Source organism: Streptomyces sp. NPDC031497, from assembly GCF_055580905.1.
The window spans coordinates 139,246-153,009 of sequence record NZ_JBVIKO010000023.1; the positions used below are offsets into that span (position 1 = coordinate 139,246).

15 protein-coding genes are annotated in these 13,764 nt (G+C 70.5%); 2 read left to right on the plus strand and 13 right to left on the minus strand.

The genetic code is table 11. The features are described from left to right. Nucleotides 1-30: 30 nt before the first annotated feature. The 13 genes from ACZ5K7_RS36585 to ACZ5K7_RS36645 all read right to left on the minus strand — a co-directional run bounded on the left by ACZ5K7_RS36585 (nt 31) and on the right by ACZ5K7_RS36645 (nt 12,131). The gene (locus tag ACZ5K7_RS36585; protein WP_468920678.1) at nt 31-3,426 is read right to left on the minus strand and encodes a LysM peptidoglycan-binding domain-containing protein; all 3,396 of its coding nucleotides are present in this window, start codon (nt 3,424-3,426) and stop codon (nt 31-33) included. 4 nt (nt 3,427-3,430) lie between these two features. Then, nucleotides 3,431-3,817, minus strand: a complete 387-nt coding sequence (locus ACZ5K7_RS36590) for a hypothetical protein (RefSeq protein WP_468920681.1) — start codon at nt 3,815-3,817, stop codon at nt 3,431-3,433. Between the two features lie 53 nt (nt 3,818-3,870). Then, the gene (locus ACZ5K7_RS36595) at nt 3,871-4,323 is read right to left on the minus strand and encodes a TadE/TadG family type IV pilus assembly protein (RefSeq protein WP_468920683.1); all 453 of its coding nucleotides are present in this window, start codon (nt 4,321-4,323) and stop codon (nt 3,871-3,873) included. Continuing rightward, entirely contained in the window at nt 4,320-4,763 is a 444-nt protein-coding gene (locus ACZ5K7_RS36600; RefSeq protein WP_468920686.1) for a TadE/TadG family type IV pilus assembly protein, read from the minus strand. Before ACZ5K7_RS36600 ends, ACZ5K7_RS36595 begins: the two co-directional genes overlap by 4 nt. 2 nt (nt 4,764-4,765) lie before the next feature. Continuing rightward, a complete protein-coding gene (locus tag ACZ5K7_RS36605; RefSeq protein ID WP_468920689.1) occupies nt 4,766-4,972 on the minus strand; it encodes a hypothetical protein in 207 nt (68 codons plus the stop codon). A gap of 52 nt (nt 4,973-5,024) precedes the next feature. Next, nucleotides 5,025-5,924 carry a type II secretion system F family protein gene (locus ACZ5K7_RS36610; protein ID WP_468920691.1) on the minus strand — a complete coding sequence of 300 codons (900 nt, stop codon included), beginning with the start codon at nt 5,922-5,924 and terminating at the stop codon, nt 5,025-5,027. Continuing rightward, nucleotides 5,921-6,838, minus strand: a complete 918-nt coding sequence (locus ACZ5K7_RS36615; protein WP_468920694.1) for a type II secretion system F family protein — start codon at nt 6,836-6,838, stop codon at nt 5,921-5,923. Before ACZ5K7_RS36615 ends, ACZ5K7_RS36610 begins: the two co-directional genes overlap by 4 nt. Then, entirely contained in the window at nt 6,835-8,196 is a 1,362-nt protein-coding gene (locus ACZ5K7_RS36620) for a CpaF family protein (RefSeq protein WP_468920697.1), read from the minus strand. Before ACZ5K7_RS36620 ends, ACZ5K7_RS36615 begins: the two co-directional genes overlap by 4 nt. A 232-nt stretch (nt 8,197-8,428) precedes the next feature. Further along, complete coding sequence (locus ACZ5K7_RS36625; protein ID WP_468920699.1) at nt 8,429-9,325, minus strand: hypothetical protein; 897 nt, start codon at nt 9,323-9,325, stop codon at nt 8,429-8,431. Between the two features lies 1 nt (nt 9,326). Further along, nucleotides 9,327-10,034, minus strand: a complete 708-nt coding sequence (locus tag ACZ5K7_RS36630; RefSeq protein ID WP_468920702.1) for an SAF domain-containing protein — start codon at nt 10,032-10,034, stop codon at nt 9,327-9,329. A gap of 32 nt (nt 10,035-10,066) precedes the next feature. After that, on the minus strand, nt 10,067-10,948 hold the full coding sequence (locus ACZ5K7_RS36635) for an ATP/GTP-binding protein (protein WP_468920704.1): 882 nt from the start codon (nt 10,946-10,948) through the stop codon (nt 10,067-10,069). Further along, nucleotides 10,906-11,463 carry a hypothetical protein gene (locus ACZ5K7_RS36640; protein ID WP_468920706.1) on the minus strand — a complete coding sequence of 186 codons (558 nt, stop codon included), beginning with the start codon at nt 11,461-11,463 and terminating at the stop codon, nt 10,906-10,908. The genes ACZ5K7_RS36635 and ACZ5K7_RS36640 overlap by 43 nt, the downstream gene beginning before the upstream one ends. A gap of 35 nt (nt 11,464-11,498) precedes the next feature. After that, nucleotides 11,499-12,131, minus strand: coding sequence for a hypothetical protein (locus ACZ5K7_RS36645; protein WP_468920709.1), 633 nt, complete (start codon nt 12,129-12,131; stop codon nt 11,499-11,501). A gap of 110 nt (nt 12,132-12,241) precedes the next feature. Here ACZ5K7_RS36645 and ACZ5K7_RS36650 point away from each other — a divergent pair, with 110 nt between their 5' ends. Together ACZ5K7_RS36650 and ACZ5K7_RS36655 are read left to right on the plus strand one after the other, a co-directional pair. Then, complete coding sequence (locus ACZ5K7_RS36650) at nt 12,242-13,066, plus strand: serine/threonine-protein kinase (protein ID WP_468920748.1); 825 nt, start codon at nt 12,242-12,244, stop codon at nt 13,064-13,066. A 56-nt stretch (nt 13,067-13,122) separates the two neighbouring features. Next, entirely contained in the window at nt 13,123-13,374 is a 252-nt protein-coding gene (locus ACZ5K7_RS36655) for a hypothetical protein (RefSeq protein WP_468920711.1), read from the plus strand. Nucleotides 13,375-13,764 lie beyond the last annotated feature (390 nt).

Consider the following 13,764-nt stretch of genomic DNA (forward strand, 5'->3'; position numbering starts at 1 on the left):
CTTCCGCTGTCAGAAGAGGTCACCGAAAGGTCAGGCCTGGCTGCTCAGGACTTCCTGGATGAGTTCTTCGGTCTCCGGTTCCAGAGAGCAGTCCAGGGCACGGTTGACGTTCTGTAGGCGGGTGATCGCTGTATGCAATCCCTGTCGGTTCCCGGCTGCATGCTCGATCCTCAACCATCCCCGATACAGGAGCTCCGCCGTGTCGTCGACGTCGAGGCCAGTCGCGATTGCCTGCCGGGCGGCCGTGAGGTCATGGTGCGGGCCCGCCGGGATGCGGAGGGTGGCCACGGTGTGGACGACGTCGATGATCCTCGTGATCATCTCTTGTTGGTAGGGCCCTGCCCAGGGCAGTGGCTTCGAGCCGAACGGTCGTCCCCGTACCAGTCCGAGGGCCTTCTCCAGGTCCTGCAGACCCGCCGGCCCCTGGGACAGCGCGCGCTCGGCGAGCTGGAGGAATGTGGTCCAGTCACAGCGTATGGCGGGGGAAAGGCGGTACGGGTCGTCGCCCGTGCGGCGGCGCGGAACGTACGCGTTGCCGGCCGGGTCACTTCCCAGGGCACCGCGCAGGCCACGCAGTCGGGCGTTGAGAGTGCTCGAACTCCACGGGGCGAGCGGGTCCATGTCGTTGCACAGCGCGTCGGCGTGGCGACCGGGCCGGAAGTAGAGCAGGGCGGCGAGTTGTGCGATCCGTGGGCCGTGCCCTGAGGCGGCCACCCCGTCCACCTCGACCGGGCCCAAGACGCGGATCTCCGGAGCATGTAGTTCGTCTGCCTTCGACTCCCTTGCATCCCCTAAGGCCTCCGGCTCGAGGATTTGAACGGCCGGTTCGTGCGCCGGGCTTTCAGTGAGCGCCTGGTCGTCGTCGCGCTTGGCGTTCCCGCGAGGCGGCGTGGTGAGTAAGAGTCGGAGCCCTGCTGGGTCCGCCGACGCGGCCAGGAGGGCCGGGAATACGCTGCTGCCTCTGTCACTGGCGTACACCGTCGTTGGCGCGGCGGAGGCATCGTGGGAAGGGTAGGTTCCGGCGCCGGTGACCCGGGCATCGGACCCAGCCCTGGCCGGCAGGGGCGTCATCCCGGGCTCGTGCTCGTTCGGAATCTCCTCCCACGGCCCCTCGGCAGGCGCGGCCGGCTGCCCGGACACGGCGAGCGCCGTGGCGATCTGTTGGTACGCGGTGTGCTCAAGTCGCTGGAGCGTGATCTCGGTGCCGGCGTAGTCCAGGTGCTGTGGCTGGTCGATCTCGGTGTTGAGGATCTCGGCGTCGGGGAAGTGCGGTGCGGCGCTTGCCGGTGCGATCAGCGTGACGGGGATCCGGGCCTTGTCGATGACGTCGGCGAACTGCCACGCCGTGTCCCCGTCGAGAGAGGCAGCGCACAGCAGCAAGTAGGGATGGTGGCTGGTCTCTGGAATCTGGTGCATTTCCAGCAGACGCTCGGAGAGGTCCCGCAGGGCGTGCAGGGCCTCTCGCATGTGCATGATCCGAGCGGTCGGCAGCAGGCGGGGCAGGTTCTCACCGAATCCGACGGCGACGACCTCGACGACGCTGCCCCATGGGCTCATCCCCATCTCTATCGCGAGCGACGTGCACACCTCCGTGATGTGCGTCGGATCGCCGTCGAGCAGGAGCGCGGGTAACTGGGTCAGGTTCAGCAGCAGGAGGTCGTCGTCCGTGGTGCTGCCGAGGGTCACCAGCCCCGGATACGGCGCCGGCACCGCTGCGGCGGCCTCTTCGTCCAAGAGGTCGGCGTCCACCGGCAGCGCCCACCAACCGTCACGGCCCGCCGTGAACGGCGCCAGTGGCTCCAGTGCGAGGTCCTCGGGGAGAACCTCGAGCCGGCAGGCCCCGATCCGTGCGGCTCGCAGCCCCGGCAGGTCGGCTTCGTTCTCCAGCTGACGGGTCATCGTGCGCAGGGCCGCATCCAGACGGGCGGCGCCTCCGGGCTCGGCGGCGGCCGCCAGTTGCGCCTCGGCAGAGGAGGTCTCCGAGGCGATCGCGATTGTCTCCCCGGGCCTGCGGCGACGACGCTGCAGTATGCGGCGCGTAGCGAGCGCGCCGGATACCGCGGCTGCGAGCAGCGCACCGGCGCCCAGCACCATCCGCAGCTGGAGCATCTGGCCTGCGGGCGACGGCGCCGACCTCTCGGATAAGGGGGTCTCGGACGTCGGTGTCGTGGGCGTGGCCGATGCCGACGGCTTTCGCGATTCGGGTGCGGACGCCACGCCGTTGCCGGGCGAAGGCCTGGTAGACACGGCACCCTGTCCCTCTTCCTGGGGCGGCTGTTCGGCCAGCCGGCTCGGCTCCGGGGGAGCAGGGGTCTTCGTTCCCGAGGGCCCGGACTGGCTGGGAGCCGTCGACTCGCCCACTCCCGTGCTGGCACCCGGTACCCGGTCGGTGTCGTCTGGGGCCGGGGGAGTGGAGCGCTCGGTCCCGGATCCGTTGTCCGTGTCGTCGCGGGGATGCTCGGGCCGCTCTGGGGCAGCCCCAGGCACCGTGACCTGTTGTCCCGGGTAGATCACATCCGGGTCCGTGATATTCGGCAGTCCGTCGGGCTGCGCCGTGCCCCGGCTGGCCTCGAACAACTGCGGCCACTTGCTGCCGTCGTGCAGTTTCTCCGCTGCGATCTGCGAGAGCGAATCACCTGCCTTGACGGTGACCACGTCCCCGCCCCCGCCGGCAGCGCCGTGCGTGCCGGAAACAAGCTGTGTGCGGATGCCCGGGTCGGTCGCTTCGCTGCGCACGGCGGCGCTGCCGGGCACGCGCAGGGACGTGCCCTGGGGCACCACAGTGGCCGTGGTCGGCACGTCAGGGTTGAGGCGCTGCAGTTCGGTGTAGCGAGTGCCGTCGCCGAGTAGCTGCTCGGCCAGTTCCCACCAGGTCGTGTCCTCTGCTCCGACGGTGAACTCCTGGGAGCTCCCGGCCGCTGCCGTCCTTTGCGCGGTTGCGGTCGGGGCGGGGGTGCCTGGCTGGCTGCTGGTTGCCTGGTCGGCCGACGGCACGTGGGTCGCGGTGGCGGTGATGGCCGGGGTGGCGGCACTCGCCGCGGCCGCGGGTGAGGCCAGCACGATGCTGCTTAGCAGGAACCCGGCCAGACGCTGGCCCGTTGCCATGCCCGGAAGCCTTGGGGCCGTACGCCTTGCCAGGACGGCGACGACCTCAATCAGGACGGGGACCACGAGCCACAGCCATGCGATCCACGCCGCCACGGTCATCGTGGCCAGCAGCCCCGAGCCGTCATCGTCCGGGCTCAGCAGCACCTCGCGCACTGCGTCCAGCGTCGGCACCGGCATGGGAAGCGTGCCGACGGCAAGCAGCAGCGCGGGCACGCCGACGACCAGAGCGGTCAGCGCGACGACTGCGCACAGGCCGCGCACGGCCGTCCGCGGCCAGGAGCGATTCTGGCGGCGCACGGGTGTGGGGGAGTGGGGCATGAGGTCAGCCTCCGGGCTGGTGAAGCAACGTGGCGGTGCCGTGTCCCGTCACGGACATCTCACCGACGCCGATCAGGGACGCGAAGCAGGGGTGGTAGGTGTCGCGCACGGTCACGGTGAGGCTCTGCCCGTCCCCGGCGATGGCAACGTCGCCGTCCACGCCCTCACTGCTGAGGAAGGCGCGAGCGGCGGCTTGGGCGGCGTCCGGGTCGACCACGATCGCCTCGCCGGTGATGGCCTGGCCCGGGTCGATCTGCTGGGCGCCGGCCCGCGCGGCCTCCTGCGCGACGTAGTCGGCATCCGACATCCGGTCCAGGGCCAGCCCGCCGTCGATGACCAGGCCGACAATGAGGAATGCGATCAGCACGGTGCCCGCGTAGAACAGCTCCATACCGCCCCGGTCCCGCAGGCTGGATGGGATACGAGGCAGTCGACGCCACCTGCTCATGAGTCACCCCGAGTTGCCCAGGTGTCCACGACGGACGTCTTGGTGCTGGTGAGCGTCTTGGACCCGGCGACGCCGGGCAGCGCAAGCTCGCTCAAAGGCGCGGTGCACGAGACGGTGGCCGTCACGCTGGCGGCCTGCCCCACCGGTGCGGACAGACCGGTGGTGTCCAACTCGACACTGATGCCGTCGCAGTGGATACCGGAGTCGGCCAGACTGGACTGCGCGGCCTGGCGGGCGTCGGCCTCGCCGGAGGCCGGGTCACGCGCCAGCGAGGCGATGCGCGCGGCATCCCGTGCGGCCGCGTCGGCGGCGCCTTCGGCCAGCGCCACCCGCCCGCAGGCGATCATGAAGCCGATCAGCACCAGTGCCACCGGCACGAAGACCGCGAGGCTCAGCGCGGCGCTGCCGCGGTCACGCTCCAGCCGGCCTAGCCACAGACGGCACCTCATGGTCGGAACTTCTCAACGGGGGCCTGGACGCTCTGGCTGACGTGCCCGCTCCACCCCGGCACCAGGTTGATCACGTTGCCTTCCACAAAGACGCTGACCGTCTCGCCGTCGTCGCTGACCCGTACCCTCGCGCCGTTCAACGAGCCGCCCATCCGGGCCAGGAACGCGTCAGCAGCCACCTCTCCCGCATGCGGTGCGGCGTCGTACGCGCGCTGTGCGTCCACGGCCTGCTGGGCAGCGTGGTGCGCCACCGACCGGCCGTGGAACCAGATGCCGCCCTGAATCAGGGTGAAAAGCAGCAGGAACGCCATCGGGACGACCATCGACATGTCCAGGGCCGTGGCGCCGCGGTCCTGTCGCCACCACCGTCTGCCGGCCGGCTGCCGCCTCCACCGCCTGCTGGGCGGCTGCCACCGCGGGCTTATGCGTGTCGCAGGCATGATCAAAAGCCCAGTATCTGGGTGACCTTCTCGCCGACCGTGGTGTTGGCCGCGGCGTACACGACGCCGACCATCGTGCCCCCGGCGACCAGGATCAGACCCCACTCCATTGCCGAGGCGCCACGGTCGTTCGCCTGAACGCGGAGCACAGCGCCGTGCCGACGCAGTGCGTCCCGCACGAGGGAGAAGCGGCTTCGTACGGTGTGCATGGTTTTCCTCCGGAAGTTCATGGCGCTCTCTCGATGGCAGCGTGCGGGCGGCTCAGAACGACAGGATGCGGACGAGGGCGGGCGCCAGGAGGAAGACGGCCATCAGGAAGACGATCGCCAGTGCCGGCACGTGCATCTTCTCGGTGGCCACGTTCGCCTTCTCCTTGCGGTCCGAGAGCAGACCTCGCCGTACGACCTCGGCCTGGGACTCCAACTGGTCGTAGACGGACGCCTGTTCCTCGCCCGCGAGGCTCAGGCTGGCGGACAGGCGGGCGATGTCGGGTACGCCGAGCTCGGTGCCGAGCCCGCCGAGTGCGTCCCAGGGGCTGACCCCGGCCAGGCGGGCGTGCTCGACGGTGTCCCGGATCCGGACTGCGGCGCGGCCGTCCCCCGACTCCACGGCCCGGGCGAGGGCCTCGGCCGCGCCGGCGTCGGAGCTGCGTGCCAGGGCGACGCGCTCCAGGACGGAGGCGATGTAGTAGCGGTATTCGAGACGGGCGCCGGTGGCCTTGCCGCGGATATCGTCCAGGCACTTGAACACCATGAACAGGGCGACGCCCAATCCGGCGGCCGCCGGGAGGACGAACGGCAGCACGAGTCCGCCCAACCGCAGCAGGAAAATGATCCACTGCGGGATGAGGAACCCGCCCAGCGCGTAGAGGGCGCAGCGGCCCAGAAGGGAGGCGGGCGCCATCTCCAGGAGGCTCAGGTCCCGGGCGGGCAGCCGGGTCACGAACGCGTCGGTCTCCATCAGCCGGGCACCGACCCGGTCCGCCCACTGCGCGGGCCCCTTCGACGCCGTCCCGCTGGACGCGGCGGGCGGGGCCGGGGCGTGGGTGCGACGCAGGACCTGGTCGAGGGAGGGCCGCTGGGGCAGCAGGCTGCGTACCGCGAGCGTGCCGCCGAGCGCGGTCAGCCCGCCCAGCAGCATGCCGGTCACGGACAGGCTCATGCCGCCTCACTCTCCTTGTCTTTTGCACGTTCCTCGGCGGTGAGCAGGGTGCGCGGCTCCTCCTCCATCACGGCCATCTGACGCAGCCACAGCAGCGACGCGACGAACAGCACGCCCAGCACGAGCAGTCCAAGCTGGCCGAGCGGGGTCGCGAACGGCTGGGAGTAGCTGCCGTTGACGAGAATCACGGCAACCACGGCGATCGCGAACAGGGACACCCTTCTCGCTTCGGAGCGGGCCTTTGCACGCTCGGCGTCGATGTCCCGCAGATCCGCAGCCTGCCGCGCGACCAGCAAGGCCTGCGCGGACAGCGCGCGCGCCAGTCCCGGGCCGCGGCTGGTGACGTGATCCATGAACAGCTGGGAGATGTCGTCGCCGATGCGGCTAGCGAGGTCATCGGCCAGTCCCCGATAGGCCCACCGGGCGGGCATCCCGGAACCCAGCCGGTCAGCCAGCCGACCCACCGGCCGATCCAACAGCGCCGGAACCGTGTCCAGTTCCACGATCGTGGCCTCCAACGGCTTGCCGCCGGCCCGCACACTCGCAAGCTGCTGCAGCCACTCCGCGATCGCCTCCAGCCGGGCCACCTCGGTGCGGCCCGTACCGCCCGGGTACAGCACGAACGGAAGCCCTGCCACTGTTGCGAACGCGAGCAGCCCGTGCACCGGCCACCCGGTGATCGCCCACAGCAGCGCTCCGGCACCCGTGGCCGCGGCCAGCAGCAGCCGGTAGTTGTCCCTCCAGCCGGGCGGCAGTTCCTCCACCGCCCGCACCAGGCGGCCGCGCACCCGGCCGGGCCTCAAACCGCCTACGGCGGGCCGCCAACCGCGCACGGCGGCGACGAACCCGGTCAGGCTCAGGGCAGTCACCGCGCCGGCGACCATGCCGAGCGCGGACACGTACGACGGGGTCACGCGGCACCTCCCACCCGGCGCAGCGGCCGCCACTGCCCGTTCGGGTAATCGATCAGCCAGCGCCGGTGGAAGCCCTTGCGTTCCAGCTTGCGCAGCCGGCGTTCATTCATCGGCGTGCGGGTGGGCATGGCTCGCACCTCGTCCACGTCCTCGCGGGGCGCGAAGAGCTGCGACAACCCCACCCCGCCGCCCTCGCTGCGGCCGGCCGTCTCCCACACGTGCGACACGAACCGGTGCACCTGGCCGCCCCGGTCGGTCTCGTCGATCGCGTCCACGTACACGATGAGGTCGACGGCGGCTGCGATGAGCCGGTAGGCGGCCTGGTCGTTGAGCCCGGCCCGGGCCAGCGGCACCATCAGCCGGTCGACCACGGCCTCGGGGTCCTTGGCATGCAGCGTGCACATCGAGCCCGCACCGCCCGCGATCATCGCCTCCAGCATGGCCACGGCCTCATCGCCGCGGACCTCGCCGACCATGACCCGGGTCGCCTTGTAACGCAGGGAGACGGGCACCAGGTCGGCGAGCGTGACCCGCCCGGTGGCGTCCCGCTCGCCATTGCCCTCCCGGGTACGGAAGGCCAGCACGTGCGCGTGCCGGTCCGGGTCGTCGTGGTTCAGCCGCAGTTCCGGCTCGCTCTCCAGCGTCGCCAGCCGTTCGTGAGCGGGCACTTCACGACCCAGGGCCCGCATCAACGTGGTCTTACCCGTCGCCATGTCGCCCGCGACGATGATGGACAGGCCGGCCTTCACCGCAGCGGAAAGGAACGAGGCGACGATCGTGTCGACGGTCCCCCACGCCTCCAGGTCGGCGAGGGTGGCGGCTTCCGCCACATGCCGGCGGATCGCGATGGTCACGTCGTCGGTCAGCAGTGTGGCGGCCACGCGGGAGCCGTCCGGCAGATCGAACTCGACCTTCCCGGTGGCGTACGACAGCAGGCGCTCGCCGTGCCCGGACGACGCGGCCATCTGGTTGACCCATTCGACGGCCTGTGTCTTGCTGGAGAACGGGGAGCGTATCCGTTCGCGCGGCGTGCCGTGGGAGTCGATGTACATCCACTCGCCGTCGACCAGGACGTCCTCCACGCCGGGCCGGTCAAGGACCCGCTGCAGCGCACCCGCCAGGAAGATCAGGTTGAAGACCTCGGTGCGGACCCGTTCCAGTTCTCCGCCTGAGAGTGGCGGGTTCCTCAGCGACCATGCCTGTGCCCACTCCGCGACCCGGGAACGCACCCTGGCCCGGACGGCCTCTTCCAGGTCCTTCTCGCTCAGCGGCGTGCCGGCCTGGCGCCGGTCCTTCTTGACTTGGTCGGCGTCGTCGGCGACCTGCTGCCGCAGCTTCGTGATCTCCCCCCAGGGCACGGGCAGCGCCCCGGGCAAGGTCGTCGCCGCAGCGATGTCGGCAGGCCCAGCCCCTGACCCAACGGGAATCCGGGGGCCAAGTGCCTGGGCGGCGGGGACGGCGGCTGGCGCAGGTCCCGGAGGCGCGGCGGGCGGTGCGGGGTGTGCGGACGGGTGGGCCGCGTGCTCGGACAGCAGGCCCCCTAACCGGGTGGCCACGTTCTGTCCGGTGGCGCCGTTTTGACCGGGCCAGTCAGCCATGACGTACCCCGCGCTGTGCGAGCTGCTGGACGATCCGCTCGACTGCCGGGTTGGCCGCCTGGACCTGCCGCATCTGCAGGTGCAGCCGCCGCCGGTCGGCGTGTTCACGCAGCGGCCCCATGATGTCCCGCGCGGCGCGCATCAGCCGCGAACGCGTCACACCGCGTGGCATCCGTCCCCCGGTACGCAGATATGAGGCGGCCGACTCGTCCCACGGCAGGCTGGCCATCACCGGCGCCTCCAGGCCGCGGGCGACGTCGTCGGGCCGGTATCCCTCGCCAAGGAGGAGCAGCCCCAGGGCGCGGGCCCCGGACCCCTGTGAAGCAAGATCGTCCTGTAGGGCGCGCACCATGGGGTAGGCGAGCGCCTGGGAATCCTCGGTCATGCGGACCACCAGCAGCACCAGGTCGGCCTCACGCAGTACGAGCGCGGGGGAGAGAACCGGGTGCAGGCGGCCGCCGTCGAGGACCATCCGCCCGCCGTCGACCAGGACGTCCCAGCCCAGTTGCTGGTCCGTCAGCTGCAGCACGTTCAGCAGCGTCGGCCACGTCGACGTCAGGGAAGCAGCCTGCCTCGGATCGATCAGTCCGGGCAGTACGACCCGGTACTCGCTGTCGTCCAGCGGCCACAGATGCTGGGCGACCTGCGGGGTGAAGTCCTGCTCAGCGCTGGCGCGTTCCCAGTCGGCCTGCGGCAACCGGTGCAGCCCGATGTTCCCGTCCAGGCGTAGCTCACCGCGCGGTACGTCCCGCAACAGCCCATGGCGCAACGTACCGCCGGCCATGTCGAGCTCGGCGAGCAGCACCGGCCTGCGGCTGGCCAGGGCCAGAGCTGCCGCGGAGGTGGTCGCGCCGTCCGACTTCGCGGACACCAAAACGATCAGAGCCACGTCAGCTCCCGCTCTGGCGGGGCTGCCGTACGAGCGCGATCTGCTTGGCCGCCGCCTTCGTCGCCAGAAGCGGACCGTCCGCAGGCGCCACGATCAGGTTCACGACCAGGGCACCGGTCGAGTCCGGGGTACCGACCGACTTCACCGTCGCCGCGATCGTGTCCGGAGTGCCGCTTCCGATGGATCCGGCGCCGGTGGATCCCGTGTCCGTTGCCTGGGCAGGAAGGACGACGGCGGCTACCTTGTCACCCGGCCGCAGCTCCTCGCGCGGCAAGAAGCCCCGCTTGAGTTCGACCCCGACCACCTGCTCGGTGTCTCCCAGCCCGCCCCGCGTACTCAGCTGCGAGCGGGTGAGTAACTCGCCTGGATGCAGGTCAACTGCCGCGCGCTGTCCAACGACCGACACACGATCGGCGGCGGAGATCGGGGACAGGCCGGGATCGTCGGCGAACGACACCACCTTCACGTCCTGCGCGGTGACCTGCTGGCCGACCGGCACATCCCGCGCGACGGCGAGGACGTCGGTGCGGTCCCCGGCTCGCGCCACGACGACCGCGCCGCCGAGCGCGCCGATCAGCGTGACCAGCACCAGCAGGACAGGCACCGACCACATACGGCCTGGCCGCTTCTTCGTACCGGTGCTGACCGGCAGGTCGGGCTGGCGCTGTGCGTCGCGGCGCGGCGCAAAGGAGGTCTGAGTGCTGTCCATCGGCCTACAGGTCCTTCGATCTCGGGCGACGTTTAGGAGTTGACGGCCTGCGACTCGACGATGGTCACGTCCACCGACGCGTTGCGGACCTCGGTCAGCTGGCCGTTCGCCCCGCCGCCGGTCCAGTTGATGACCCAGGTCGAGGACGCGGTGACCTTGTATGTGCCACCCGGCCCGTCGGTCGACGGCTGGGTGTAGACGTAACCGCAGTCCGGTGACTTCTTCAGGCCGTAAGACTTCTGGTAGACCGTGCCGGGCGTGGTGCAGGTGACCGAGGATCCGTCCCCCATCGACCACACGATCTTTGAGACCGTCGCGGACGCGGTCACCGTGACCCCGCCGGCCGTCGCCGTCGCGGTGTTCGGGCCCCATGTCGTCTGCGACTGATCCACGGCCATCCACACCGGCATTCCCACCAGGCCCCTGCCGCCGGGCTTGGGGTTGATGTCGATGTCGGGACCGAGCAGAGTCATGGAGTCAACCGCGCGCTGGACCAGTAACTGAGGATCGACCTGAGGCGCGGGCTGCTGGCCCGTGGGCACGATGACCAAGCCGTCCGGGTTGTCCAGGCCGCCGTCCGTGCATCCGTAGAAGTACACGTCGTTCTTCTTCGGGTCGGCGCCCTTCCAGCCCGGCCACGAGGCCGGTGGCTTCGGATCGAACTTGTCGTAGCGGCACTGCACCTTGCTGCCGCTGCCTTGCGAGCCTCCCGCCTGCCCGCCGCTTCCGCCGGCTTGGGCACCATCACGGGCTCCCACACAGATCTTGACGACCTGGCACTTGCCGACACGCGCACCGGCATCGTCGTCGGCGCGGGCGACGCCCGTAGCGGCCAGGACGAGGGCGCCGGTGAATACCGCGACGTGCCGGGTCAGCAGGACTGGTCTTGAGCGGTCATTTTCGTGACCATCCACGTCTTCCCCCATAATTCGAGCGTTGCGGTGCTGAGGTACCGGGTGAGCCGCGTTGTCGGCAGCGAGACTTCCTTCTTCGAGGCTTTGTCGGTCAGCTTCCAGTTCGTCGTGTCGACGCAGTCCGTGACCGTCGCCGTGCGGATTGTGCCGGCGGTCACCTTGACGACCTTCGGATGGAGCACCGGCTTGCCGGTGGTCACCTGTCCAGCCTTCCGCATCGTCGTGAGATCGTTCTCGATGTCGAACAGGGCTCTCGCAGTCGTGGTCTTCTTCAGGTCGGTGCCCGCGGCGGAAGCCTGGTTGTAGGCCTGCCTCTGGGCTTCCCAGGACCGGGTGTAGGCGGCGAGGACCTCGGCCGTCTCCAGATCAGCCGTCGAACTGGGCGATGCCGACGGTCTCGTACTGTGGCCCTGGCGAGGGTCCTGTGGCGACGCCTCGGAGCCGTCGCTGCAGCCGGCGAGCCCGACCAGGCTGCCCGCAAGGAGCACGGCGGCTACCTGCCTGCGGATGCGCACAGCGTTGAGCCCTGTTTGGTGGCGAAGTGCTCGTGTCACGTGATCTCCCCGTACGACGAGGTGTGACAGACCGCCGCCCCAGATGCCGTGTACGGCAGTCCACAGCCGCGGCCTGATCCAAGCTGCGGGTATGCGTTTGCGTAGCCGAAGGCTACGCATATGCCAGTCAACTTCCCACTGATATATCTGAGTTCATGCACACATCCCGAGGCGTACCGAGTCACTTTCGAAAGCAGATATCGATTTGTCGTACCGCCCCCTCGCTCGCCACGTGTGCTAACAACCCCACTCCTGCAGGTACGTTGAAAAGGCCGCCACACCCGGCCACCGACACACGCCCACAAGGAGTGAACCCGGCAGTGAGCACCGGAGATCCCGAACGGTTCGGGCCCTTCGTCGTCCTGGAGCGCCTCGGCGCCGGCGGCATGGGCACCGTCTACCTCGCCCAGTCGCCCGGCGGCCGCCGGGTCGCGGTCAAGACCGTCCACGCCGATCAGGCTGCCGACCCCGGCGTACGGGAACGCTTCCGCCGCGAGATCGACGCCGCCCGCCGCATCAGCGGCTTCTGGACCGCGCCCGTCGTCGACGCCGATGCGGATGCCGCCATCCCCTGGGTCGCCACCGCGTACCTCGACGCTCCCGACCTCGGCGAGCACGTCCGACGCCACGGACCACTGCCTGCCACCGGCCTGCTGGTGCTCGCGGCCGGACTGGCCGAAGCACTGGCAGCCATCACGACGCAGGACTCACCCACCGCGACCTCAAACCGGCGAACATCCTGGTCACCGAGGACGGACCCCGCATCATCGACTTTGGGATCGCCCGCGCGGACACCGCAGCCACCCTCACCACTGTCGGCGGAACCCTCGGCACCCCCGCCTACATGTCGCCGGAACAGGCCAACGGCGCGCGAACCGGCCCGGCCAGCGACGTCTTCTCCCTCGGCGCCGTGCTCTACTACGCAGCCACCGGCACCGGCCCGTTCGGCCACGGCACCGTACCCGCGCTGCTCCACCGGGTGGTGCACGACGAACCTGACCTCACTGCGATTCCCAACGCGCTGCGGCCCGTCCTCACGGCCTGCCTGCGCAAGCAGCCCGTACGCCGCCCGACCGCCGCGACCCTGCTGGCGATGCTGACCAGCCCTCCCGTCCCCACCGGCGGCGAGCGGCCTCGAGCACCCGCGCCCGCACCGCCCGCCACGACCTCCGCCTGGTGGGAGCAGCCCAACCCGACCGTGCGGTACACCGAGCCGCTGCCCCCGCAGCAGCCCCCGCACGCGGATTCGCCTGCTTCCGACGGAGGCTGGTGGTCGGTCAAGGCCACCGTGCCCGAACCAGCCGGCCCCGCATTCGCGACAGGTGCTCAGGCAGTCATGGAGTACCGGGCCGAGCACCAGGAGGAGCGCGGCCGCGCGCCCGGGCCCCGCGTCGACGCCGTGGCGGCCGGCGACGTCGTCGAGCACGACCGCTTCGGCATCGGCACCGTGATCGAAGTCAAGGGCGAAGGGCTCCGTGCCGTCGCCCTGGTGTCCTTCGGCCCCCAGAAGAACCTCAAGCGGCTCCACCTCCGCTACGCCCCCATGCGGAAGATCGGCAGCTGACCGGGAGGTCGGCACGGAGCCGTAGGCGGCTGCGGCGGTCACCGGTATCCCCTCGTGTGCCTGCTCAGGCGTACGTCCGCCGTCGCGGCGGGAGCACGCTCGGCAAGGAAGCCGGCGACGCGGTCCTGCTGGGCGGCAGCAGTGGCGGAGAGCTCATCGAGCGGCGCGGCCCCGGCCATGACCCGGGCGGCGCGCTCCAGGGCGCCGACGTTGCGGGGACGGGCGTAGTCGGCGAAGACCTCGTCCAGGTGCGGGCCGCTGATCCGGACCGATCGATACAGCGACCGCCGACGGTGAAGGACACGTAGTGCTCGAACCGGTCGAGCACGGACACCTCGTCCGCGCTCGGCCTGTCCCCCCATTCCGCGGTGATCGGAGCGATCGCGGTCGTGGATCCCGCCGTGGACGCCAGCGTAGCTGCGTGCTGAAAAGTGTCGTGGTGTGGCTTTCACATCAACTCCCTATGCGGGCGGGCCGGGCCGGGCCGGGCAGGTGCGGTCGGCCGCCGCCCCGCCGGGGCGGCGGCCTGGGATCGCGGCCGGGTGAAGCTGCGGTGCTGCGCTTTCGAGGCCGCAGGGCACACCTGAGGGGAACTGCCGGTCGGTAAGCGGACGTGCAGTTGACCGGCCGAAGCGAGTTGGTGCGGGGCCAGCGCACAGGGGAGTTGATGCGCGAGGGACCTGAAGCCTGGTACGGCA